This is a genomic window from Samsonia erythrinae (assembly GCF_004342665.1).
Lineage (GTDB): Bacteria > Pseudomonadota > Gammaproteobacteria > Enterobacterales > Enterobacteriaceae > Samsonia > Samsonia erythrinae.
This window is the reverse complement of the sequence record NZ_SMBY01000004.1, coordinates 128,808-152,964: the sequence shown is the minus strand read 5'-3', so window position 1 is coordinate 152,964 and position 24,157 is coordinate 128,808. Positions and strand designations below refer to the sequence as shown.

Annotated in this window: 20 protein-coding genes; 13 read left to right on the top strand and 7 right to left on the bottom strand. The window is 54.8% G+C overall.

All coding sequences use genetic code 11. The features are described from left to right. Nucleotides 1–70: 70 nt before the first annotated feature. Nucleotides 71–1,054, bottom strand: a complete 984-nt coding sequence (locus tag EDC54_RS09210; protein WP_132455428.1) for an arabinose ABC transporter substrate-binding protein — start codon at nt 1,052–1,054, stop codon at nt 71–73. Between the two features lie 372 nt (nt 1,055–1,426). Here EDC54_RS09210 and EDC54_RS09205 point away from each other — a divergent pair, with 372 nt between their 5' ends. From EDC54_RS09205 to dtpA, 10 genes are all read left to right on the top strand, one after another. After that, complete coding sequence (locus tag EDC54_RS09205) at nt 1,427–3,112, top strand: ribulokinase (protein WP_132455426.1); 1,686 nt, start codon at nt 1,427–1,429, stop codon at nt 3,110–3,112. Between the two features lie 36 nt (nt 3,113–3,148). Then, nucleotides 3,149–4,654 (top strand): L-arabinose isomerase, encoded by a 1,506-nt coding sequence (gene araA / locus EDC54_RS09200; protein ID WP_132455424.1) that lies wholly within the window; start codon nt 3,149–3,151, stop codon nt 4,652–4,654. A gap of 340 nt (nt 4,655–4,994) precedes the next feature. Further along, nucleotides 4,995–5,576 carry an electron transport complex subunit RsxA gene (rsxA, locus tag EDC54_RS09195; RefSeq protein ID WP_132455422.1) on the top strand — a complete coding sequence of 194 codons (582 nt, stop codon included), beginning with the start codon at nt 4,995–4,997 and terminating at the stop codon, nt 5,574–5,576. Next, on the top strand, nt 5,576–6,154 hold the full coding sequence (gene rsxB / locus EDC54_RS09190) for an electron transport complex subunit RsxB (RefSeq protein WP_132455420.1): 579 nt from the start codon (nt 5,576–5,578) through the stop codon (nt 6,152–6,154). Before rsxA ends, rsxB begins: the two co-directional genes overlap by 1 nt. Next, entirely contained in the window at nt 6,147–8,555 is a 2,409-nt protein-coding gene (gene rsxC, locus EDC54_RS09185; protein WP_132455418.1) for an electron transport complex subunit RsxC, read from the top strand. The genes rsxB and rsxC overlap by 8 nt, the downstream gene beginning before the upstream one ends. Beyond that, nucleotides 8,556–9,611, top strand: coding sequence for an electron transport complex subunit RsxD (gene rsxD / locus EDC54_RS09180; RefSeq protein ID WP_132455416.1), 1,056 nt, complete (start codon nt 8,556–8,558; stop codon nt 9,609–9,611). Nucleotides 9,612–9,621: 10 nt separating this feature from the next. Continuing rightward, entirely contained in the window at nt 9,622–10,251 is a 630-nt protein-coding gene (rsxG, locus tag EDC54_RS09175; RefSeq protein ID WP_132455414.1) for an electron transport complex subunit RsxG, read from the top strand. Further along, nucleotides 10,248–10,955 (top strand): electron transport complex subunit E, encoded by a 708-nt coding sequence (locus EDC54_RS09170; RefSeq protein ID WP_132455412.1) that lies wholly within the window; start codon nt 10,248–10,250, stop codon nt 10,953–10,955. The genes rsxG and EDC54_RS09170 overlap by 4 nt, the downstream gene beginning before the upstream one ends. Next, nucleotides 10,952–11,587, top strand: coding sequence for an endonuclease III (gene nth / locus EDC54_RS09165; protein ID WP_132455410.1), 636 nt, complete (start codon nt 10,952–10,954; stop codon nt 11,585–11,587). Before EDC54_RS09170 ends, nth begins: the two co-directional genes overlap by 4 nt. Nucleotides 11,588–12,312: 725 nt before the next feature. Then, entirely contained in the window at nt 12,313–13,830 is a 1,518-nt protein-coding gene (gene dtpA / locus EDC54_RS09160) for a dipeptide/tripeptide permease DtpA (RefSeq protein WP_132455408.1), read from the top strand. Between the two features lie 109 nt (nt 13,831–13,939). On the opposite strand, the gene cysB is transcribed toward dtpA, so the two are convergent. Both cysB and topA read right to left on the bottom strand, forming a co-directional pair. Next, nucleotides 13,940–14,914: an HTH-type transcriptional regulator CysB gene (gene cysB / locus EDC54_RS09155; RefSeq protein ID WP_132455406.1), complete on the bottom strand. Its 975-nt coding sequence runs from the start codon at nt 14,912–14,914 to the stop codon at nt 13,940–13,942. A 354-nt stretch (nt 14,915–15,268) separates the two neighbouring features. Then, complete coding sequence (topA, locus tag EDC54_RS09150; RefSeq protein ID WP_132455404.1) at nt 15,269–17,872, bottom strand: type I DNA topoisomerase; 2,604 nt, start codon at nt 17,870–17,872, stop codon at nt 15,269–15,271. Nucleotides 17,873–18,196: 324 nt separating this feature from the next. Between topA and EDC54_RS09145 the strand changes: the two genes are divergently transcribed. Further along, nucleotides 18,197–18,466, top strand: a complete 270-nt coding sequence (locus EDC54_RS09145; protein ID WP_132455402.1) for a YciN family protein — start codon at nt 18,197–18,199, stop codon at nt 18,464–18,466. 90 nt (nt 18,467–18,556) lie between these two features. Here EDC54_RS09145 and sohB read toward each other — a convergent pair whose 3' ends face one another. Next, nucleotides 18,557–19,603: a protease SohB gene (sohB, locus tag EDC54_RS09140; protein WP_132455400.1), complete on the bottom strand. Its 1,047-nt coding sequence runs from the start codon at nt 19,601–19,603 to the stop codon at nt 18,557–18,559. Between the two features lie 327 nt (nt 19,604–19,930). Here sohB and EDC54_RS09135 point away from each other — a divergent pair, with 327 nt between their 5' ends. Beyond that, nucleotides 19,931–20,692: a YciK family oxidoreductase gene (locus tag EDC54_RS09135; protein WP_132455398.1), complete on the top strand. Its 762-nt coding sequence runs from the start codon at nt 19,931–19,933 to the stop codon at nt 20,690–20,692. Between the two features lie 16 nt (nt 20,693–20,708). Then, a complete protein-coding gene (gene cobO, locus EDC54_RS09130; RefSeq protein WP_132455396.1) occupies nt 20,709–21,299 on the top strand; it encodes a cob(I)yrinic acid a,c-diamide adenosyltransferase in 591 nt (196 codons plus the stop codon). A 45-nt stretch (nt 21,300–21,344) separates the two neighbouring features. Here cobO and rluB read toward each other — a convergent pair whose 3' ends face one another. From rluB to rnm, 3 genes are all read right to left on the bottom strand, one after another. Continuing rightward, complete coding sequence (gene rluB, locus EDC54_RS09125; RefSeq protein ID WP_132455394.1) at nt 21,345–22,229, bottom strand: 23S rRNA pseudouridine(2605) synthase RluB; 885 nt, start codon at nt 22,227–22,229, stop codon at nt 21,345–21,347. A 193-nt stretch (nt 22,230–22,422) separates the two neighbouring features. Then, nucleotides 22,423–23,043, bottom strand: a complete 621-nt coding sequence (locus tag EDC54_RS09120; protein WP_132455393.1) for an L-threonylcarbamoyladenylate synthase — start codon at nt 23,041–23,043, stop codon at nt 22,423–22,425. A gap of 105 nt (nt 23,044–23,148) precedes the next feature. After that, on the bottom strand, nt 23,149–24,036 hold the full coding sequence (gene rnm / locus EDC54_RS09115; protein WP_196238450.1) for an RNase RNM: 888 nt from the start codon (nt 24,034–24,036) through the stop codon (nt 23,149–23,151). Nucleotides 24,037–24,157 lie beyond the last annotated feature (121 nt).

The following is a 24,157-nucleotide window of genomic DNA, read 5'->3' as shown; positions in this document are numbered from 1 at the left end:
CGAAAAACGGATAACCTCGGCCCGCTGATGCAGACCGGCGTTATCCGCGTCTTTACGAAATCGGGCGTGATTACATCAGCCCTTTTTTCTCCAGTTCGACCTTAAAGTTGTCACGGGTGATCAGCACGACATCCGTCACTTCGGTAAATGCCGCCGGCTCCACGCCTTTGGTTACCCAGTCATTCAGCATCTGAATACTCTTATAGCCGTGAATATCCGGACTCGGCAGCAGCGACCCGAAGAACCCCGTCGCCTGCGCTTTGGATAACTCGCTGACGGCATCCACGCCGTTGATACCGATACCAATCACATTTTCCGCTTTAAACCCCTGACCTTCCGTCGCGCGCACGCCGCCCAACACGGTGTTGTCGTTCATGCCGACGATCAGCCAGTTTTTCACTTTCGGGTGCTGAACCAGCATGGAGTTAGCGGCATCAAACGCACCGGGGATATCATTCGATTTGGTCGGCACCTGATAGATCTGTTTTTCCGGGAAGCCGGCGGCCTTGAGCGCAGACATTGAGCCTGAAGTACGGCGGCGCGCGGTATCCAGCTCATTGGCGGTAATCGCCATCACCGCCGTGTCCTCCACTTTCCAGCCGCGTTGGTTCATCTCTTTCCAGAGTTCCTGCCCTTGCCGCTCGCCGATCTTGGTCGCGGCCATCATCACCAGCGGCACGGTATCCATCGGCTTGCCTTTCGCGTTTACAAACTGATCGTCAACCGCGATGACTTTCAAATCGTAGCTGCGCGCTTTCGCCACAATCGCCGGTCCCAGCTTCGGGTCCGGCGTACAAATGACGAAACCTTTTGCGCCGCTTGCGGCCAGGCTATCGATGGCATTCAGGGTTTTCTCCCCATCAGGAATGGCGATTTTTATGACGTCAAAACCGAGATCTTTTCCTGCTTTATCAGCGAATTTCCATTCAGTCTGGAACCAGGGTTCTTCCGGTTGCTTAACCAGAAACCCCAGTTTGATGTTTTCTGCGATAGCTGATTGTGACATAACGGCAGCCAGACCAATGGCAGCCAGTACCTTAGTGAATTTATGCATGACGTTCTCCGGTATAATTCTCTTTCGATCCACCAGCAACGCCGCGATAAGTTCGGGCTACCGGTGAGGGATTTCCGGTCTGGATAAAGGAAAAACACAGACTTAGCGTCATTTCTTACCCAGCAGCATTCAGACGCCTATTGTTTTAGCCGTTATTACCCGCAAGAATGTAGAGCGCTATCACATACCGGGAGAATGACAGGTTTGTGCATATATTTAGCAAATTTAACCAATTATTAACCTTTGACCTGCTTCACAAAATGGCTGCGTGTGACAGAAAAATACATATTTCCAGCTAACCACGCCTAACCGCCCGACCTTATCCCTGCCTATCGTAACTCCCAACGATGCGGGACGAATAAGGAGCAGAACATGAGTGCGGGCGCGATAACGATTGGCCTCGACTTCGGCAGCGATTCGGTTCGCGCCTTAGCTGTCGACTGTCAAAGCGGACAAGAGCTGGAAACAGAGGTGGTCTACTACCCTCGCTGGCTTGAAGGCAAATACTGCCGGCCCGCCAACAACCAATTCCGACACCATCCGCTGGACTATATTGAATCGCTGGAGCAGGCCATCAGAGTGGTGGTTTCCCGCCTGTCGCGTGAACAGCGGCAAAGCATCATCGGTATTGGCGTGGATTCGACCGGTTCGACGCCTGCGCCGATTGATGAACAAGGCCAGATTCTGGCCCTGCGTCCCGAGTTCGCCGACAACCCGAATGCCATGTTCGTGCTGTGGAAAGATCACACCGCAATAGAAGAAGCAGAAGCGATCAATGCGCTGTGCCGCAGCGGTCGGTTCCCGGACTACACGCGTTACATCGGCGGCGTTTACTCATCGGAATGGTTCTGGGCCAAAATCCTGCATGTGTCGCGCGAGGATGCGGCTGTACGTCAGGCCGCCGTCTCCTGGGTCGAGTTATGCGACTGGGTGCCAGCCCTGCTTTCCGGTACGCAAGCCCCCGGCGATATACGCCGAGGCCGCTGTAGTGCGGGACACAAATCACTTTGGCACCCCAGTTGGGGCGGATTGCCGCCGGAAGATTTTTTTCATGCGCTCGATCCCTGTCTGACGGAGACATTACGCCATCCGCTGTTTACCGAAACCTGGACGGCAGAACAGTCGGTGGGCACAATCGCCCCTGAATGGGCGCAGCGGCTTGGCGTCCCTGAACATGTCACCCTCGCCGGCGGTGCATTTGACTGCCATGTCGGCACGGTGGGCGCCGGTGCCACCCCTTACACGCTGGTTAAAGTGATCGGCACATCCACCTGCGATATCCTCATCGCCGATGAAGAACGCATCGCCGATCGCACCATTGCCGGTATCTGTGGGCAAGTCGACGGCAGCGTCATCCCCGGTTATATCGGTCTGGAAGCCGGACAGTCCGCTTTCGGCGATATGTACGCCTGGTTTGGGCGGTTGCTGGGCTGGCCATTGCAGGAAGCCGCAAAGGACAACCCCGAATACGCCACCGCCTTGCAGGCCGTTGAAGGCAAACTGCTGGAACGCCTCACCCGCCAGTGGGCGGATAACCCCACGCTGGATCACCTGCCCGTGGTGCTGGACTGGTTCAACGGTCGCAGAACGCCGTTCGCCAATCAGCGGCTAAAAGGCGTCATCACCGACCTCAATTTGGGCACCGATGCGCCCACGCTGTTCGGCGGTTTCATTGCCGCGACGGCCTTCGGCGCACGCGCGATTATGGCGTGTTTTGAAGATCAGGGCGTCCCCGTCGAGAATGTGCTGGCGCTGGGCGGCATCGCGCGTAAATCCCCCATCATCATGCAGGTGTGCGCCGACGTCATGAATCGTCCCTTGCAAATCGTCGCCTCTGACCAGTGCTGCGCGCTTGGCGCGGCCATCTTCGCCGCCGTGGCCGCGGGCGCGCACCGCGATATTCCCACGGCCCAACGGCAGATGGCCAGCGGAATAGCCCGCACGCTAAAGCCGGACAGCCAGCGCGTTGCCCGTTACCAGCAGCTCTATGAACGCTATCAGCAATGGTGCCGCCTCGCGGAACCGGCCTATCGCCCCGCCTCTACGGCAAAGCACTAATTTTCTCCCTGCGGGGAACACGTTACAGGAGCCATCATGGATCATTTTAAGCAGCTTGAAGTCTGGTTCGTTATCGGTAGCCAGCATCTTTACGGACAGGAAACGTTACGTCAGGTCAACAATCATGCAGAACAAGTGGTCGCCAGCTTGAACCAGCAGGCCAACCTGCCGGTGAAACTGGTCCTGAAACCGCTGGTGAAAACGCCGGATGAAATTCTGGCGCTCTGTCGCGACGCGAACTATCAGGATAACTGTATCGGCCTGCTGACCTGGCTGCACACCTTCTCTCCCGCCAAGATGTGGATCGGCGGCCTGCGCATCCTCACCAAGCCGCTGCTGCAATTCCATACCCAATTCAATGCCGAAATACCGTGGGACACGATGGATATGGATTTCATGAACCTGAACCAGACCGCGCACGGCGGGCGTGAATTTGGTTTTATCGGCGCACGGATGCGGCAGACTCATCAGGTGGTGGTTGGCCACTGGCAGGATACGCGCGCGCACGATCGCATCGGTAAGTGGATGCGGGTTGCTGCCGCCATTCAGGAAAGCAAGCAGTTGAAGGTCGCACGCTTTGGCGACAACATGCGTGAAGTGGCCGTTACCGAAGGCGATAAAGTGGGCGCGCAGATCCAGTTCGGTTACGCCGTCAGCGCCTGGGGGCTGGGCGATTTGGCCGCCGAAGTTGACGCGGTAGCCAAAGGCGATATCACCGCGTTGGTCGAGGAGTATGAGGCCAGCTACCAGTTAACGGACGCGGTAAAACTCAACGGCGCCAACCGGCAGAATCTGCTGGATGCCGCGCAAATTGAACTCGGTCTGAAGCATTTTCTGGAGCAAGGCGGCTATAAAGCGTTCACGACCGATTTCGAAAATCTGTATGGCTTAAAGCAGTTGCCGGGGCTGGCGGTACAGCGCCTGATGCAGCAAGGCTATGGATTTGGCGGCGAAGGGGACTGGAAAACGGCGGCGCTGCTGCGCATTATGAAGGTGATGGCCGATGGCCTGCCCGGCGGCACCTCGTTCATGGAGGATTATACCTATCATTTCCAGACCGGTAACGATCTGGTGGTCGGCTCTCACATGCTGGAAGTTTGCCCCAGCATCGCCAGAGAGCAAAAACCGATTCTGGATGCCCAACATCTGGGGATTGGCGGCAAAGCCGATCCTGCTCGCCTGATTTTTTCGACCCCTGCCGGGTTATCACTCAATGCCAGCGTCATCGATATGGGGGATCGTTTCAGAATGCTGGTCAATCTGGTCGATACGATTGAGCAACCACGTCCGCTGCCGAAATTGCCCGTAGCCCGCGCCATCTGGAAAGCGCAACCCTCACTGGAGGTGGCCGCCGAAGCCTGGATTCTGGCGGGGGGCGCCCATCACACCGTCTTTAGTCAGGCCCTGGATCTGGAACATATGCGTCTCTATGCAGAAATGCAAAATATCGAGTTGCTGGTGATTGATAACGAAACCCGGCTTCACGAATTCAAAGACGCGCTGCGCTGGAACGAAGTGTATTACACGCTCTGTCGTCGCTAACACGTTCGGGCAGCGGGAGCAATGTCACCCCTGCCCGGTTTTATCGCAAACGTACGGCGTTGAAGCGCGGATCCTGATGACGCGGCGACAACGGCCCGCGGTTCACCACACATCCATCTCGCTCCCCATTCTGTTACTCACGGTCAAATATTTTTCCGCAGCCCTTGCGCGATAGCGATCAATCCTCGAATAAGCGACCCGATAACCGGAGTCGTCCCCCCTTCTTTAGCGCACTTTACGCCTTACCCTATTAGGAAATGGCGATAACCCTACTTTGGGTATGTTGTCGAAAGCCCGACAATGCCTGATAATAGCCCGGTTTTGTTTTGCAGGCACCGTAATGACTGAATATGCATTGCTCTTTGTTAGCATCCTTCTGGTAAATAATTTCGTCCTGGTCAAGTTTCTTGGACTTTGCCCTTTCATGGGGGTATCCAAAAAACTGGAGACGGCGATCGGCATGGGTCTGGCAACCACCTTTGTGATGACGCTGGGCTCGATATTCTCGTGGCTCGTCAACGAGTTTATTCTCGTGCCGCTTGATATTCTCTATTTACGCACGATGGCGTTTATTCTGGTGCTCGCCGTTGTGGTGCAGTTTTCCGAGATGTTCGTGCGCAAAGCCAGTCCCGAACTGTATCGCCTGTTGGGGATCTTTCTGCCGCTCATCACCACGAATTGCGCGGTGCTCGGCGTCGTGCTGCTCAACGTCAACCTGTCGCACGGTTTCCTGCAATCAACCATTTATGGTTTTGGCGGCGCCGCGGGCTTTTCATTAGTGATGGTCTTCTTTGCCGCCATTCGGGAGCGCCTCGCCGTGTCGGATATTCCGGCGCCGTTTCGCGGGTCCTCTATTGCGTTGATTACCGCCGGGCTGATGTCACTGGCGTTTATGGGCTTTAGCGGATTGGTGAAATTCTGATGACCGCTATCTGGATCGCCATTGCCGCATTAAGCGCGCTCGCGCTGGTATTTGGTCTGGTGCTGGGCTACGCCTCCCGACGTTTTGAAGTCAAAAACGATCCGATCGTGGAGGAAGTCGAAGCGATGCTGCCGCAAAGCCAGTGCGGTCAGTGTGGTTACCCCGGCTGCCGCCCCTACGCCGAAGCCGTCGCGCTGAACGGCGAAAACATCAATAAATGTGGCCCCGGCGGCGAAGCGATGATGCTGAAACTGGCTGAGAAACTGAACGTGGATCCGCAGCCGCTGGAAGGCGATGCCGCCGTTCAGGCGCCTGTGCGTCAGGTCGCGCTGATCGATGAAAACAACTGCATCGGCTGCACCAAGTGCATTCAGGCGTGTCCGGTGGATGCCATCATCGGCAGCACGAAAGCGGTCCATACCGTCGTGAGCGATTTATGCACCGGCTGTAACCTCTGCCTCTCCCCTTGCCCAACGGACTGTATCGAATTACGTCCCGTCGCTTCGACACCGGCCAACTGGAAATGGGATCTCGAAACGATTCCAGTACGCATTATTCAAGTAGAACAACATGCTTAAGCTGTTTTCCGCCTTTAAAAAAGACCGGATCTGGGACTTCGACGGAGGAATTCATCCACCGGAAATGAAGACGCAGTCCAGCCGGGTGCCGCTGCGCCAGATCCCTTTGCCAGAACAGTTCATTATTCCACTCAAACAGCATCTTGGGCCGGAAGGCGAGATCTGCGTCAGCGTCGGCGATAAAGTGCTGCGAGGCCAGCCGCTCACACGGGGACAAGGCCGCACCTTGCCCGTTCACGCCCCGACGTCGGGAACGGTACACGCCATCCGTCAGCATACGACGGCTCATCCGTCAGGTCTGTCGGAACTCAGTGTCATCATCGTGCCGGATGGCGACGATCTTTGGTGCGAGCGGCAAACCTTGACAGACTATCGCGCACAGCGCCCCGACACCCTGCTTGCCCATCTGCATCAGTCGGGTATCGCCGGATTGGGCGGTGCGGGGTTCCCTACCGCGGCCAAGTTGCAAGGCGGAATGCGCGGGATCGAAACCCTGATTATCAACGGCGCGGAATGCGAACCCTATATCACCGCTGACGACCGACTCATGCAGGAGTGTGCGCAGGAAATTATTCAGGGCATTGAGATCCTGTCATTTCTGTTGCAACCGCAGCGCATCCTGATTGGAATCGAAGATAACAAACCGGAAGCCATCAGCGCCCTGCGTCTGGCATTGGGCAACCGCAGCGACATGCAGTTGCGCGTTATCCCGACCAAATATCCGTCAGGCGGCGCGAAGCAGCTCACCAAAATTCTGACCGGCAAGGAAGTGCCTTTCGGTAAGCACTCCGCCGCGATCGGCGTGCTCATGCAGAACGTCGGTACGGCTTACGCCATCAAACGTGCCGTGATCGACGGCGAGCCGCTCACCGAGCGCGTCGTGACGCTGACCGGTGAAGCCCTGCGCCAACCCGGTAATGTGTGGGCGCGCCTGGGAACGCCGGTACGTCACCTGCTCAAACACGGCGGCTTTCATGTCAACAAACAGCCGATGGTGATTATGGGGGGCCCGCTGATGGGCTTTACTCTGCCGTCGCTGGACGTGCCCATCGTCAAAATCAGCAACTGTCTGCTCGCCCCTTCGCATGCAGAAATAGCGCCCACGGCACCAGAACAGTCCTGCATTCGCTGTAGCAAATGCGCCGATGCCTGCCCCGCAGGCCTCCTGCCTCAGCAGCTTTACTGGTTCAGTCGCGGGCAGGAGCACGAAAAAGCGCGTCAGCACCATCTGTTCGATTGTATAGAATGCGGCGCCTGCGCTTACGTTTGTCCCAGCAACATCCCGCTGGTGCAATATTATCGTCAGGAAAAAGCGGAAATTCGGGCCATCGACGACGATGCGCAGCGGGCCGCGCAGGCCAAAGCGCGTTTTGATGCCAAACAGGCCCGCCTTGAACGGGAAAAAGCCGCGCGCGAACTGCGCCATAAGCAAGCCGCGGCGAATGTCTCCACCAGTGATAAAGATGCGGTTCAGGCAGCGCTGGCGCGTATTCGCCGTAAACAAGCCGCCGATGCGACGGTGGGATCGCCCATAACGGTGATACCAGAGCAACAGCCCGACAATCAGGCGGCGATCGCCGCGCGCGCAGCCCGTAAGCAGCAACGACGTGAAAAGCTGGCACAACAAGAAACGCCGGTGGCGGATGTCTCCACCGACCTTGTTCCACATCAAACCACCGCGCCTGAAACGCCGGCGACCACCGATCCGCGCAAAGCCGCCGTCGCTGACGCCATCGCCCGCGTCAAAGCCCGCAGGGCCGCACAACAAGCGGCGACCGATCCGCAAGCGTCGTTGGCGTCCGTCGATGCCGAGTCGCTGGCAGAGCCTGCCGCCGCGCCTGCAACGCCGGCGACCACCGATCCGCGTAAAGCCGCCGTCGCTGACGCCATCGCCCGCGTCAAAGCCCGCAGGGCCGCGCAACAAGCGGCGACCGATCCGCAAGCGTCGTTGGCGTCCGTCGATGCCGAGTCGCCGCCAGAGCCTGCCGCCGCGCCTGAAATGCCGGCGACCACCGATCCGCGCAAAGCCGCCGTTGCCGCCGCCATCGCCCGTGTCAAAGCCCGCAGGGCCGCGCAACAAGCGGCGACCGATCCGCAAGCGTCATTGGCGTCCGTCGATGCCGAGTCGCCGGCAGAGCCTGCCGCCGCGCCTGAAACGCTGGCGACCACCGATCCGCGTAAAGCCGCCATCGCCCGCGTCAAAGCCCGCAAGGCCGCACAACAAGCGGCGACCGATCCGCAAGCGTCGTTGGCGTCCGTCGATGCCGAGTCGCCGGCAGAGCCTGCCGCCGCGCCTGCAACGCCGGCGACCACCGATCCGCGCAAAGCCGCCGTTGCCGCCGCCATCGCCCGTGTCAAAGCCCGCAGGGCCGCGCAAGCATCGTCATACAAAGAGGAATAAATGGCCTTTAGAATTGCGAGTTCACCGTTCACACATAACCAGCAGCGCACCCAGCGCATCATGCTGTTGGTTATTCTCGCCTGTATACCGGGCATGCTGGCCCAGTGCTATTTTTTTGGTTACGGTAACCTGATTCAGGTTGCGCTGGCATCCGTCACCGCGTTGATTGCAGAAGGCGTGACACTGTCACTCAGAAAGTTCGCCGTTCGTACCACGCTGTCCGATCAGTCTGCGCTGCTGACCGCTGTGCTGCTCGGTATCAGCCTGCCCCCGCTCGCCCCCTGGTGGATGGTGGTGATCGCCACCGCCTTCGCGATCATTATCGCTAAGCAACTGTATGGCGGACTGGGGCAAAACCCCTTTAACCCGGCCATGATCGGCTACGTCGTGCTGCTGATTTCGTTCCCAGTCCAAATGACAAGCTGGTTGCCGCCTGCGCCGCTGCAAACCGCGCCGGTCGGTTTTCATGATGCCTTGATGACCATTTTCACCGGGCAGACGCATGCCGGGCAGACAATGCAACAGTTGATGCAGAACATGGATGGCGTAAGTCAGGCTACCCCGCTGGATACCTTTAAAACCGGTTTGCGCTCCGGTCAAACGTCACAGGCTATTCTGCAACAGCCGCTATTTGCTCAATTGCTTTCCGGCATTGGCTGGCAGTGGGTTAACCTCGGTTTCCTCGTCGGCGGGCTGTTTTTATTAATACGCGGCACTATTCGCTGGCATATTCCGGTCAGTTTACTGCTCTCGCTGATGTTCTGCGCCCTTCTCAGTTGGACGCTCGCGCCCGAAAAATTTGCACCGCCCCTGCTGCACCTGTTGTCGGGCGCGACGATGCTGGGCGCCTTTTTCATTGCAACCGACCCCGTTACCGCATCAACCACTAATCGCGGACGGCTGATTTTCGGCGCGCTAATCGGGCTACTGGTATGGCTGATCCGCACCTACGGTGGTTACCCGGACGGCGTGGCGTTTGCCGTTCTGCTGGCGAACATCACGGTGCCGCTGATCGATTATTACACCAAGCCACGCGCTTACGGCCACCATCGCTAAGGAGCAGACCATGTTGAGTACGATGCGCCGCCACGCGATGACGCTGGCGCTGTTTGCCGCCTTGACGACGGCATTAACCGCCGTCGTCAACGAGCTAACAGAGCCGACAATCTCGCATCAGGCACAATTACAACAAAAAATGCTGTTGGATCAGGTCGTGCCGGCCGAGTTATACGATAATGACTTGCAAAAAGAATGTTACATTGTCACCGACCCCGCATTAGGTTCGTCAGCGCCACACCGTGTGTTTATCGCACGTCATCATGGCGAACCGATAGCCGCCGCACTGGAAAGTACCGCGCCAGATGGCTATTCCGGCGCGATTCATTTGCTGATTGGCGCCGATTTTAATGGCAAAGTTTTCGGCGTCCGCGTCACCGAACATCATGAAACACCGGGGTTGGGTGATAAAATTGAAGAGCGCATCTCCGACTGGATAACCCGATTCAGTGGACAAACGGTAAAGGGCGAGCATGATGCCCGCTGGGCAGTCAGGAAAGAAGGCGGTATGTTCGATCAGTTTACCGGCGCGACCATTACGCCACGCGCCGTTATCAATGGCGTAAAGCGTAGTACACTCTATCTGCAAACACTGCCGCCGCACATCAACACGCTGTCCGCCTGTGGAGGAAACCCATGAGTCAAATCAAAGCCCTTTTTATTGAAGGACTATGGAAAAACAACTCGGCACTGGTGCAACTACTTGGGCTTTGTCCTCTGCTGGCCGTCTCCTCAACGGCGACTAACGCGCTGGGGTTAGGGCTGGCGACGACGCTGGTGCTCGTTTGTACCAATATGTCGGTTTCCGCGCTGCGGCGCTGGGTGCCCGTGGAAATCCGCATTCCTATTTACGTCATGATCATTGCCTCGGTGGTCAGTGTCGTACAGATGTTAATCAACGCGTATGCCTACGGTTTATATCAATCACTGGGGATTTTTATTCCCCTGATTGTCACGAACTGCATCGTCATTGGGCGCGCGGAAGCCTTTGCCTCAAAAAACGCCGTCCTTCCTTCAGCCATTGATGGTCTGGCGATGGGATTAGGCGCCACCAGCGCGCTGGTGGTGCTTGGCTCGGGGCGTGAGATTCTGGGGAATGGTACGTTATTCGACGGCGCGGACTTGCTGCTGGGCGATTGGGCTAAGGCGCTTCGTATCGAGGTTATTCACCTCGACTCACCCTTCCTGCTGGCTATGCTGCCGCCGGGCGCATTTATCGGGCTGGGCCTGTTACTGGCGGTAAAATACCTGATCGACGAAAGAATGAAGCGGCGTCGGGCGCGTGTCGTATCCCGCAAGGAAAACACGACGCCGGTGACGAATGCCGTGGGAGAACCGCTGTGAATAAAACCAAACGGATTGAGATTTTAAGCCGCCTACGCGCCGCGAATCCCCACCCCACAACCGAACTGAATTTCAGTACGCCGTTTGAGCTGCTGATCGCCGTTTTACTTTCTGCACAAGCCACCGATGTCAGCGTCAACAAGGCGACCGCCCGACTCTACCCGGTGGCCAACACGCCGGAAACCCTGCTCGCACTTGGCGTCGATGGCGTTAAAAGCTACATCAAGACGATTGGGCTGTTTAACAGCAAGGCGGAAAATATCATCAAAACCTGTCGTATTCTGCTGGAAAAGCATCAGGGACAGGTTCCTGAAGATCGCGCGGCATTAGAAGCGTTACCCGGCGTCGGACGAAAAACGGCAAATATCGTTCTGAATACGGCTTTTGGCTGGCCGACGATTGCCGTTGATACGCACATTTTTCGCGTCAGTAACCGTACCGGATTTGCACCGGGTAAAAATGTGGAACAGGTAGAAGAAAAGTTGCTGAAGGTCGTTCCGGCAGAATTCAAAGTGGACTGCCACCACTGGCTAATCCTGCACGGTCGTTATACCTGTGTCGCGCGCAAACCACGCTGCGGTTCCTGCCTGATTGAAGATCTGTGCGAATTTGGCGAGAAGGTGGACGTTTAATCCGGGGGAATAGCAGACCTCAGGGAAACCGCTCAAACAGACAGTCAGGTCATAGCGGGCCTTCGCATCAGGCAGTAACGAGTCGCGTCACAGAGAAATCAGCGTCACCGGCGATTCCGGTTGTCTCTGCCAAACATCATCCCCTCCTCCGGTCCATTCGCCGGGAGCGCCCCTGCGGGCCCGGTCTACCCGTTTTAATCTTTCAGCGCTGAAGCACGATCCTGTATAAAAACGCAGATAACCACTATTTGAGGCAAATAAGTTATTTTTAATAGAAAATTTAGTGATTGAAAGTCACGCCAAGTGATTATTTCATTATGCACCCTGCGACCTGCCACTGATGATTTTTTACTCTCACTGGATAGCGCGTGATATGCAAAATATTTAACCATATATCCATTCATACATAATGATATGCTCTCGCTTTCAATAAAAAGCCAGGTTATATGCCTTTGATAAAAAATAAGCACGGTGTGGCGAGATAATCATTTACAGCAAAAGGAAGCAATAATATTAAACTCTGCATAATATTTAATTTATGGCTTTATCCCGCAACTCAACCCACTTGTAACAAAACATGTCAAACGACTTGCCTGTTCCTAAAATAACGTCAAGATAGCGCCGTTTCTCCTCCTTATAACAATGAAAAGAGGATGCAGTTTCACTGTATTACTCTCGTTATTTTCTTGTTTAAAAAAACGAGACAGGTAAAATCAGAGGTCTTTGTGTCAATAGCAAACAAAAACAGCGAATCTAATGAAAGCATTAGCATGAATGCTTTCAAGCAACCAAAAGCGTTTTATCTCATCTTTAGCATCGAACTGTGGGAGCGTTTCGGTTACTACGGTCTACAAGGCATTATGGCGGTGTATCTGGTCAAAATGCTGGGGATGTCAGAGGCCGACTCCATCACGCTCTTCTCTTCATTCAGCGCGCTGGTGTATGGTTTTGTCGCCATCGGCGGCTGGTTGGGTGATAAAGTTCTCGGAACGAAACGCGTGATCGTGCTGGGCGCGATAGTTTTAGCCGTAGGCTACGCCATGATAGCTTACTCAGACCATAGTGTCTTTTGGGTCTATGTCGGTATGGCGACAATCGCCGTCGGTAATGGCCTGTTTAAAGCCAATCCGTCTTCATTACTGTCGACCTGCTACGCCAAAGACGACCCGCGTCTGGATGGCGCTTTCACCATGTACTACATGGCGATAAATATCGGCTCCTTCTTCTCTATGCTGGCTACGCCATGGCTTGCGGTACGTTACGGCTGGAGCGTGGCCTTTTCTTTGAGCGTGATCGGCATGATTTTGACGCTGGTTAATTTCATGTTCTGCCGCAAATGGGTCAGCACGCAAGGTTCCAAACCCGACTTTCTGCCGCTAAATCTGACGAAATTATCCGGTTCGCTGGCAGGCATTGTCGTGCTGATTACCGTCTCCACCTGGCTGTTGCATAACCAGTCTGTTGCCCGTTGGATCCTGGCGCTTATCGCGCTGGCTGTCGTCGTCATTTTTATCAAAGAGATGTTTTCCGTTCAAGGAACTAAACGTCGGAAAATGATCGTCGCTCTACTGCTGATGCTGGAAGCCATTGTCTTCTTTGTGTTGTATAACCAAATGCCGACATCACTGAACTTCTTTGCGATCCGCAATGTCGAGCACTCAATTTTAGGCTTCGCCTTTGAACCTGAGCAGTATCAGGCGCTAAACCCATTCTGGATCATGGTTGCCAGTCCGATTCTGGCCGCGCTTTATAACAAACTGGGTGACCAGTTGCCGATGGCATACAAATTCGCCATTGGCATGGTGCTCTGTTCCGGCGCCTTTCTGGTTTTACCGTGGGGGGCTAGCATGGCGAATGAACGGGGGATCGTGTCCATCAACTGGCTCATCCTGTGCTACGGATTGCAAAGCATTGGCGAGCTCATGATCTCCGGTCTGGGTCTGGCGATGGTGGCTCAGCTTGTGCCTCAGCGTCTGATGGGCTTTATCATGGGGGCATGGTTCCTGACCAGTGCGGGCGCCGCCATCATCGCGGGCTATGTCGCCAATATGATGGCCGTTCCTGATAACGTCGTAGACCCGCTTGTCTCTCTTGAGATTTACAGTGATGTCTTTATGCAGATAGGCATTGTTACGGGTGTCATCGCGCTGCTGATGCTGCTGACTGCGCCGAAGCTGACGCGCATGACTCAGGATGCGCCGGAAACGCCGGCAGTGAAGGTGAACTCGTCGGTATCCGCCTGACGCTTGCCTAGTCGCATTTTTCAGCCAAAGGCTGGGGACTGCGCCAGCCGAACAAAAAAAGCCAGATTACGTCTGGCTTTTTTATTTCAAAATCAGCGATGAAAAAAGCTTATTTCACTGGCAGCGTGATGTCTTTAAACATCACCTCAATTTCATCATTTGAGCGCAACGCAACGGCCGTGTCGACAACATCGCGCGTTAAGTGCGGCGCAAAGCGCTGGATGAAATCGTACATATAGCTACGCAGGAACGTGCTGCGGCGGAAACCAATTTTCGTCGTGCTATAGCTAAAGATACTGTTTGCGTTGATGGTTACCAGATCGGTTTCCGTTTGTGGATCGACCGCCATATTGGCAATCACCCCGACACCCAGCCCCAGACGCACATAGGTCTTAATCACATCGGCGTCTGTGGCGGTAAACACAATACGCGGCGTCAGACCTGCCCGGTTAAACGCCGTATCCAGCTCGGAACGTCCCGTAAAGCCAAAGGTATACGTCACGATAGGATAAGCGGCCAGCTCTTCAATGGAAATATCTGTCCTGGATGCCAACGGGTGATCGGGTTTGACCACCACTGCGCGATTCCAGTGATAGCACGGTAGCATAATCAGATCGTCGTACAGATGCAGCGCCTCAGTCGCAATAGCAAAATCCGCCGTTCCTTTGGCCACCGCTTCCGCAATCTGCGTCGGCGAGCCCTGATGCATATGTAACGACACCTGTGGATAACGGTCAATAAAGCCTTTGATGACACCCGGCAGCGCGTAACGAGCCTGCGTATGCGTCGTCGCCACGTACAGCGATCCTTTATCGGGATAGGTATGCTCCCCGGCTACCGCCTTAATCGCCTCGACTTTTGACAACACCTCACGTGCAATGCGAATGACTTCCTGACCGGCTGGCGTCACCTGCGTCAGATGTTTTCCGCTTCGGGCAAAAATCTGAATGCCGAGTTCATCTTCCAGCATGCGGACCTGTTTACTGATCCCCGGCTGAGAGGTATACAACCCTTCTGCGGTGGAAGACACATTCAGGTTGTGATTAACAACTTCAACAATATAACGAAGCTGTTGCAGTTTCATAATTTATCCCATTCCCCATTGATGTATGCGCGACATCTCACAGCGCTCCATTTCTTAACTGACCTGATCTTGACTACGCCTTAACCGCCCGGCGCATATTTTCATCAATTAATGTCATTAAATCATAAAAATTATTTTTATATAACCATTTTCACATGACGCAGCCATAAAGCGCATAGCAGGCGTGATTATCACCGAGGCAAAATGCCTGATTCTCTATCAGGGATCAATAATCCTCACGTAACCACAGGGCTCGCGCGATACGAAGGCGTTATCAGACGCCACGCGATCAAAAAAACCAGTCTAACGACTGGTTTTTTGTGGCAGTTGGGCACGGATAGCGACAAAACGCGCTTACTTCTTCCCTTCGACCCATTTACCGTCAACGTAAAACGCCGACCAGCCCGTTGTCTTGCCGTCTTTCTCGGATGTGACATACTGCTGTTTGGTTTTACGACTAAAACGGACCAGCGTCTTATTACCGTCTTTATCGACCACGGGCGCTTCAGCCAGATAGCGCAACTTCTCCGGCAAACGATCTTTGAACCGTACCAGCTCTTCTACCCATGGCGCGCGTGTTTCGCGAGATTTCGGAAATGTGTTAGCAGCCAGAAAGACCCCAGCCGCGCCATCACGTAACACAAAATAGGCGTCAGACTTCTCACAGGGCAATTCAGGCAACGGCACCGGATCTTCTTTCGGCGGCGCAACTTCACCATTGCGCAGAATCTTACGCGTGTTACCACAGGTGTCGCTGGTGCACGCCATATACTTACCGAATCGCCCCATTTTGAGATGCATTTCGGCGCCGCATTTTTCGCACTCGACGATCGGGCCGTCGTACCCCTTAATACGAAACTCGCCGGTCTCGATTTCATAACCATCGCAGGCCGGGTTATTGCCGCAAACGTGCAGCTTGCGCTGATTATCGATCAGGTAGCTGTCCATCGCCGTACCGCATTTTTCACAGCGGCGGCGGGCGCGAAGCGCGTTGGTTTCCGCATCATCCCCTTCCAATACGTTCAACACTTCGGTTTCCGGTATCAGATTGATCGTGGTTTTGCAGCGCTCTTTCGGCGGCAGCGCATAACCGGAACAGCCCAGGAAGACGCCGGTACTGGCGGTGCGGATCCCCATCTTTCTGCCACAGGTGGGGCAGTCAATGCTGGTCAGCACCATGGTATTAGGCCGCATGCCCCCTTCTTCGGGATCCTGCTCGGCTTTTTCCAGTTGCTGAGTGAACTCGTTGAAGAATTCATCCAACACGGCTTTCCATTCCGCCTGATTATTCGCGACCTGATCGAGGCTGCTTTCCATCCGGGCGGTGAAATCGTAATTCATCAGCTCGCGAAAGTTCTCTTCGAGCCGATCGGTAACAATTTCGCCCATCTTCTCGGCATAGAAACGCCGGTTTTCTACCCGGACATAACCGCGATCCTGAATGGTCGAAATAATGGACGCATAGGTGGATGGACGACCGATGCCGCGTTTTTCCAGTTCTTTAACCAAAGAAGCATCGCTATAACGCGCCGGCGGCTTGGTGAAATGCTGCCCCGGAAGAAGCGTCTGCAACGCCAGCGTCTCACCGACCGCCGCGGCTGGTAGCGTGCGGTCTTCGTCATTTTTGCGTAGCGCCGGCATGACTTTCGTCCAACCATCGAAACGCAGAGTACGGCCTTTGGCACGCAGTTGATAATCCGCAGCATTGACGATCAGCGTCGTGGAATCGTACTTTGCCGGGGTCATCTGGCAGGCAACAAACTGACGCCAGATCAGCTGATACAATTTCTGAGCGTCAGCTTCCATGTCTTTCAGGCTGTCGGCCAACACGCCCACATCGGAAGGTCGAATGGCTTCGTGCGCTTCCTGCGAATTTTCTTTACTACTGTAAGTATTTACCGCTTCGGGCAGGTAGCGTTTGCCGAATTCATCGGCAATATAGGCCCGCACCATCGTCAGCGCGTCCTGACTCAGGTTAGTCGAGTCGGTTCGCATATAGGTGATGTAGCCCGCTTCATACAGCCGCTGCGCCATCATCATGGTTTTCTTCACGCCAAAACCGAGACGCGTACTGGCCGCCTGTTGCAGCGTTGACGTGATGAAAGGCGCGCCCGGCTTACTGCTGGTCGGCTTATCTTCACGCTCTGCAACGACATAGCGAGCTTTCTCAAGCAGGCCGATCGCCGCCTGCGTTTGTTCTTTATTGACGGGTTTAAACGGCTTGCCGTTATGGTGCGTTACCTGCATTTGCAGCTGAATATCGCCGCCTGCCAGCAAATCGGCGTGCAGTTCCCAGTATTCTTCCGGTACGAACGCTTTGATCTCGCGTTCGCGATCAACGACCAAGCGCACCGCAACCGACTGGACGCGCCCGGCAGACAATCCCCGGGCAATTTTTTTCCATAACAGCGGGGAGACCATGTAACCCACCACGCGATCCATAAACCGGCGCGCCTGCTGGGCATTAACACGGTTAATATTCAGCGTATCCGGTTTTTCAAACGCCTGCTTTATGGCGTTTTTGGTGATTTCGTTAAACACCACGCGGCTGAAACGCTGTTCGTCCCCCCCGATGATTTCCCGCAGGTGCCAGGCAATGGCTTCCCCTTCGCGGTCAAGGTCGGTTGCGAGATAGATGTGTTCGGCATTTTCCGCCAGCGTTTTTAATTCGGAGACAACCTTTTCCTTACCAGGAAGGATTTCATAATTGGCTTTCCAGCCATGATAAGGATCGACGCCCATGCGGCTAACCAGCGCGGATTTCTCATCCTTTTTGACTTTCTTTTTTGTTTTGTCTTTGGTTGAGTCTGAGTCCGCGCTCTTTTTACTGGCTGAGCCACTCGTCGGCAGATCGCGCACATGACCAACGCTGGATTTCACCACGTAGTCCTTGCCTAAATACTTATTGATCGTTTTGGCTTTTGCCGGGGACTCGACGATAACGAGAGCTTTACCCATATGTACTATTACCTGCTGAATTCTTCTGAAAATCAGATATTTTTCGGGGCATTCAGAGCGTACTCTACTGCCTGCGGAAAATCCCACACTCTACCTGATAAATGTCACCGCGCAACCTAATTAGCGTGGAAATCCTGTTTTATTCTTTTCTTGCCAAACGGAGTATCGGCAGATAAACCCCTAAGATGTAGCCAGTTTGCATCACAATCTACCCTTTACGCTACAACCGTATCGCAGTACCCTTTTGCCAGATGGAATTGGCCATACGGTTATTGAATAGTGCAAATATCACCGTTTTCAAGGGTGAACACAGGAGTAGCAATCATGTCAGTTGAGCATCAGGTTAACGAAGAAAAACGTCCTATTGACCGTCAGACGCTATTGGCTGAAGCCAATGACATCATTCAACATCACGATGATTATCTGCACGGCATGGTCGCCAATAGCGTAGAACAAAAAAACGGTGTGTTGGTTTTTCGCGGCGAATTTTTTCTTGATGGGAGCGGCATGCCAACCTTAAAAAGCACCGCTGCGTTTAATATGTTCAAGCACCTTGCTCATGTTTTATCTGAAAAATATTATCTGATCGATTGATGACAGCGCCCGCTTTCGCGGGCGTTATCGTTGTTTGACGCCATGCAGTCTGAACGCAGACGCCGTTACTCAGCGTCCATGTGTCGCCCCTTAGGGCAGCGGTTTCGCACCACGTTGCCACCAGCGCAGCATCAAACGTTCCGCCGCTTCTCCCGCACTCCCCGTTAAACGATCCAACAGGCGTTTGCGGCGCGTATAACGCACGCTCAATACTTCATGGCTGGCCATTTCGGCAATCAGCAGATCATCACTGGTGCCGATGGCGTCAACTAACCCCAATTCCTTCGCCTGTGAACCGAACCAGTGTTCACCCGTCGCAACCGCATCAATATCCAACGACGGGCGCATCTGCTGCACAAACGCCTTAAACAGCTGGTGCGTCACATTCAGATCTTCACGGAATTTATCACGGCCCTGCTCGGTATTTTCCCCAAATAACGTCAGCGTGCGTTTAAATTCCCCTGCGGTATGCAGCTCAACGTCAATATCTTTATTTTTCAGCAGACGGTGAAAATTGGGGATCTGCGCCACCACGCCAATAGAGCCCACGATTGCAAATGGCGCCGCCACAATGCGATCGGCTACGCAGGCCATCATATATCCGCCACTGGCGGCCACTTTATCCACAGCAACCGTCAGTCGCACTCCGCCCTGACGCAAGCGTTGTAATTGCGATGCCGCCAGCCCATAACCGTGCACCACGCCGCCTGGACTTTCCAAACGCAGCAACACTTCATCCTGCGGTTTCGCCACGGCGAGGACGGCGGAAATCTCTTCACGCAGCGAGCTGACTTCTCCCGCATCCATACTGCCGTTAAAATCGAGAACATACAGGCACGGCTTGGCACTTTTCTCTTCGCCGCGTCTGGCGCGCTGTTTATCCTGCTTCGCGGTTTCTTTCTCTTTCTTCTTCTCTTGTTTCGCTAACAGTTTCCGCTCAATATCGCTCATACAGGCCGTCTGCATCTCCCGCTGCATTTCCTGATATTGCTCGCCCAGATTCGTCACCTGCAATTCACCTTTATGTTGACGCTTACGCTGCGTCATCCCGAATGCCAGCACGACCAGCGCGCCAATCGCGATAACAATGGTGAGAGCCTTAGCCAGAAATAACCCGTACAGAGAAAGTAATTCCACAAATACCACCCTCAATTGACTGAGTATTGATTAATGTTGGTTGCCTGCCTATGGCCGATGTCGCGAACCATCCCCTTTCTATAACCTAACTGATAGCCGGCAGTATGGCGATGTTATTCCTGCCGTTTTCCTGTTTGTTGCTGTTTTTTACAGCGGCATGAGGATAAATAGAGGCAGTCTCATTGAAAACGCCTGACATTTGAGGCATAACAGCCCCATTCGCCCAGCCGGATGCATCGTCCGTCCAAAACGCGCGGCCCGACCAATCGCACCGCGCCTGTCTGTCTGATACGTGGCCGTAGCATGCCGCGGTAAGAGGAATTCATTGTGCACTACCAGCCGAAAAACGATTTATTGCAAAACCGCATTATACTGGTCACCGGCGCCGGCGACGGAATTGGCCGGGAGGCCGCATTGACCTATGCGCGCTATGGCGCTCAGCTTATCTTGCTTGGGCGCACGGAAAGCAAGCTTCAGGCGGTCAAGCAACAAATCGCCCAGGAGCAAGAGACGCCGGTACACATCATGGTGTGCGATATGCTGACCTTATCATCGACACAGTGTTTTCAGCTCGCTGACGAGCTGGCGCAGGTTGTCCCCCATCTGGATGGCGTCCTCCACAATGCCGGTCTACTGGGGGAGATCGCCCCTATCGCGGAGCAATCTCCTGAGATCTGGCATGAGGTTATGCAGGTGAACGTGAATGCCACCTTCATGCTGACGCAGGCGCTGCTCCCTTTATTGCTGAAATCGTCTTGCGCCTCACTCATTTTCACCAGTTCCAGCGTTGGCCGCTCAGGTCGTGCAGGCTGGGGAGCCTATTCAGTCTCTAAATTTGCCACTGAGGGGCTGATGCAGGTGCTGGCCGAAGAGTATCGCGCGAAAAATCTACGCGTGAACTGTATTAACCCGGGCGGTACCCGCACCGCCATGCGCGCGGCGGCGTTCCCGCAGGAAGATCCTGACAGGCTCAAAACGCCCGCAGAGATCATGCCGCTTTATCTGTATCTGATGGGTGACGACAGTCGTCGCAAGACTGGCATGAGTTTTGATGCCCAACCGGGCAGAAAGCCCGGCCCGAGCGAATAACGAAGGTATATTCAGAATGAACGACGATCGCCACCAACAGCGACAACAGCGTCTGAAAGAAAAAGTCGATGCCCGTATTGCCGCCGCCAATGAAACGCGCGGTATCCTGATTGTTTTTACCGGAAACGGAAAAGGGAAAACCACCGCCGCGTTTGGCACCGTCACGCGTGCAATAGGCCATGGGCGGCGGGCCGGCGTGATCCAGTTTATCAAAGGAGAATGGCCGAACGGCGAGAAAAACCTGCTGCAACCCCTCGGCGTCGAGTTTCAGGTTATGGCGACAGGTTTTACCTGGGACACGCAAAATCGCCAGACGGATACGGAGGCGGCGCAGCGCGTCTGGCAGCACGGCAAACGGATGCTGGCCGACCCTCAGCTCGATCTCGTCGTGTTGGACGAACTCACCTACATGGTCAGCTATGGGTATTTAGCTTTAAGTGACGTTGTCACCGCATTAAATCAGCGACCTGCCGCACAAACGGTCATTATTACCGGTCGAGGCTGCCACCGCGACCTGCTGGACATGGCGGATACCGTGACGGAAATGCGTGCGGTGAAGCATGCATTTGATGCCGGCGTGCAGGCACAGCAAGGTATTGACTGGTAAATATCGGGCAGCGGACGCTGCCCGTGGCGCGTATCAATAAACGTGTCAGCCGATGCGCTTCGGCTTCGGTGAGGTACGACGTGACGGAGCGGCGTTAATCTGGCTGTGACGTTTTACCGCGCGGCGGATCTGGTTCGCCTTCACGCGACGGCGCTCACGCTCAACCGGTAGCTTGGACACCGTTTCCGGTTCAAGCTGAACCAACTCGCGCAAATAGTTCAGTTGTTCCAGCGGCATTTCCGCCCAGCCGCCACGCGGCAGGCCTTTCGGCAGCGGGATGTCGCCATAGCGCACACGGATCAGGCGGCTAACCTGTACGCCGACCGCTTCCCACAGACGCCGAACCTCGCGGTTACGTCCTTCCGTCAACGTTACGTTATACCACTGGTTCAGGCCTTCGCCCCCCTGATAGCGGATCGTGCGGAACGAGGCCGGGCCATCCTCCAGTTGTACGCCTTTACTCAGCTGTTTGATCTTTTCGTCATCAATTTCGCCGAAGACGCGAACGGCATATTCGCGTTCAACCTCGCGGCTGGGGTGCATCAGACGATTGGCCAACTCGCCGTCCGTCGTAAACAGCAAAAGACCGGAAGTGTTCACATCCAGACGGCCGACCGCAACCCAGCGTGAACCCTGAATTTTCGGCAAACGGTCAAATACTGTCGGACGGCCTTCGGGATCGTTGCGGGTGCACAGTTCGCCTTCGGGTTTGTAATAAATCAACACGCGACAGACGGTTTCTTCGGTTTCCTTGACGGTCACAACATGGCCATCAATACGGATTCGGGTGGCTTTCGTCACTTCAACGCGATCGCCCAGTGTGGCGATCTTACCGTCAACGCTGACGCGTCCAGCCTGAATAATACCTTCAATTTCGCGGCGCGAGCCATGACCGGCGCGTGCCAGAACTTTTTGTAGCTTTTCGCTCATTGAGCAACCTCTAGTGTCGCCTTCCCAGGCGTCGGGGGGAGTCATAACGGCTGATAGAATTCAGCAAGTTACGTAAAAATTATCGGTGATACGGCCTACTGGCGCGATTATACCGATCTTCGCGCCATTTGTATTCCCATTGTTACGGCGTGCCGCAACACGCTGTCTCGGTATTAAACGCGATGCCCCGGCATTATAAGAACGGCGCGATATCACCGGTTCCTTCACGAACGATTTGCGGCGTAGACTCGGTTAAGTCGATAACGGTCGTCGGCTGCTGGCCCAGAAAACCGCCGTGAATAATCAAATCCACCAATTTACCTAATCGTTCCTGAATTTCTTCCGGATCGGATTCGGCGAAATCATTTCCCGGCAGCATCAGCGTTGTCGACATCAGCGGTTCGTTCAGCGCGGCCAGCAGTTCCAACGCAATCGGGTTGGATGGCACACGCAGGCCTATCGTTTTCCGCTTTTCACTCATCAGGCGGCGAGGCACCTCTTTCGTCGCTTTTAAAATAAACGTGTAATTACCCGGCGTATTATTTTTAATCAGCCGGAAGGCGGCGTTATCGACGTAGGCATACGCCGACAGTTCGGACAGATCGCGACACATCAGCGTGAAATTATGGTTGCTGTCCAGATCGCGAATGCGGCAAATGCGCTCCATGGCATTTTTTTCGCCCAACATGCAGCCCAACGCATAGCCGGAATCCGTTGGATAAACAATCACCCCGCCTTTATGCAAAAACTCTATCGACTGACCAATCAGTCGCGGCTGCGGATTCTGCGGATGAATATAGAAAAACTGACTCATGACCTTACCTCATACGTCGGACATTGCGCGGCGTAACGCATCACAGGCCGCGCAACCATGCAATATCGTTATTGTAGAACGAGTTAGCAGTAAAAGATTGTTATTTCATGCATCGCGGACCATCAACGCGCGCGTATCAGGCTGGACAGCCAGCAGCGGATGATGCCAAACCGGCTCGACATCCGCAGGTAGCCACAGTTTGCGCCCCAGTTCGATCCAGGCACACGGCATATGGAAGTCCGATCCCTGCGACGCCATCAGATTGAAATCACGCGCATAACGGCCTAACTGCGTTCGTTCATCCGGCGCCTGCTGACACTGAGCGACCTCCATCGCGACCCCGCCATTATCAGCAAATGTGGTTAACAGCCGTTTCAACCACTTCGCCGTCAGGTCGTAGCGTCCGGGGTGTGCCAGCACCGACACGCCGCCAGCGCGATGAATGGCCTCAATCGCCTGCGGTATGGAACACCACTGTGGCGGCACGTAGCCGGTTTTCCCCTTCGCCAGATATTTTTTAAACACCTGATTCATGTTCGTCGCCATGCCCTGCGCAATCAGATAGCGGGCAAAATGCGCCCGCGTAATCTGTCCGCCGGTCGCCAGCTGCTGTGCGCCTGACAGTGCATCGGGAATACGGGCTTTTTCCAACCGGAGAGCGATCTGCTCGGCCCGCTGTTGGCGAAAAAGCGCCTGCTGTTGCAACAGCGAACTTAACGCCGGATGCGCAATCTCCATCCCCAACCCGACAATATGGATCTCATGGTTTTCCCACAGCGTAGACACCTCCACGCCGGGAATGAGCCTTAACGGCAGCGCCTGTTGCTCAATCGCGCGCTGGGCATCTTCAAGCCCGGCGATCGTGTCATGGTCGGTGATCGCCAGCACGTTCACCTGCCTTTCTACCGCCCGGTTGACCAACGCCGCCGGCGTTAACATGCCGTCAGACGCCGTCGTGTGGCTATGTAAGTCATAAAGCGGAAACGATGGCATTGGTTGAAACGCTGCTGGCACGGGGCTATCCATTCATCATGATCACGTAAGGCTGGCATGATGCCATCAATACGCAACAAATGGTAATGCCGCAGTTACATTTCGCGCCGCTATAAAATAA

What these genes read in the sequence shown, in the direction of transcription:
- rsxC (WP_132455418.1), top strand. Translation starts at nt 6,147, where the DNA reads ATGCTTAAGCTGTTTTCCGCCTTTAAAAAAGACCGGATCTGGGACTTC.
- EDC54_RS09120 (WP_132455393.1), bottom strand. Translation starts at nt 23,043, where the DNA reads ATGAGTCAGTTTTTCTATATTCATCCGCAGAATCCGCAGCCGCGACTG.
- cysB (WP_132455406.1), bottom strand. Translation starts at nt 14,914, where the DNA reads ATGAAACTGCAACAGCTTCGTTATATTGTTGAAGTTGTTAATCACAAC.
- cobO (WP_132455396.1), top strand. Translation starts at nt 20,709, where the DNA reads ATGAACGACGATCGCCACCAACAGCGACAACAGCGTCTGAAAGAAAAA.
- rnm (WP_196238450.1), bottom strand. Translation starts at nt 24,036, where the DNA reads ATGCCATCGTTTCCGCTTTATGACTTACATAGCCACACGACGGCGTCT.
- rsxA (WP_132455422.1), top strand. Translation starts at nt 4,995, where the DNA reads ATGACTGAATATGCATTGCTCTTTGTTAGCATCCTTCTGGTAAATAAT.
- EDC54_RS09210 (WP_132455428.1), bottom strand. Translation starts at nt 1,054, where the DNA reads ATGCATAAATTCACTAAGGTACTGGCTGCCATTGGTCTGGCTGCCGTT.
- EDC54_RS09145 (WP_132455402.1), top strand. Translation starts at nt 18,197, where the DNA reads ATGTCAGTTGAGCATCAGGTTAACGAAGAAAAACGTCCTATTGACCGT.
- topA (WP_132455404.1), bottom strand. Translation starts at nt 17,872, where the DNA reads ATGGGTAAAGCTCTCGTTATCGTCGAGTCCCCGGCAAAAGCCAAAACG.
- EDC54_RS09205 (WP_132455426.1), top strand. Translation starts at nt 1,427, where the DNA reads ATGAGTGCGGGCGCGATAACGATTGGCCTCGACTTCGGCAGCGATTCG.
- rluB (WP_132455394.1), bottom strand. Translation starts at nt 22,229, where the DNA reads ATGAGCGAAAAGCTACAAAAAGTTCTGGCACGCGCCGGTCATGGCTCG.
- rsxG (WP_132455414.1), top strand. Translation starts at nt 9,622, where the DNA reads ATGTTGAGTACGATGCGCCGCCACGCGATGACGCTGGCGCTGTTTGCC.
- EDC54_RS09170 (WP_132455412.1), top strand. Translation starts at nt 10,248, where the DNA reads ATGAGTCAAATCAAAGCCCTTTTTATTGAAGGACTATGGAAAAACAAC.
- rsxD (WP_132455416.1), top strand. Translation starts at nt 8,556, where the DNA reads ATGGCCTTTAGAATTGCGAGTTCACCGTTCACACATAACCAGCAGCGC.
- araA (WP_132455424.1), top strand. Translation starts at nt 3,149, where the DNA reads ATGGATCATTTTAAGCAGCTTGAAGTCTGGTTCGTTATCGGTAGCCAG.
- rsxB (WP_132455420.1), top strand. Translation starts at nt 5,576, where the DNA reads ATGACCGCTATCTGGATCGCCATTGCCGCATTAAGCGCGCTCGCGCTG.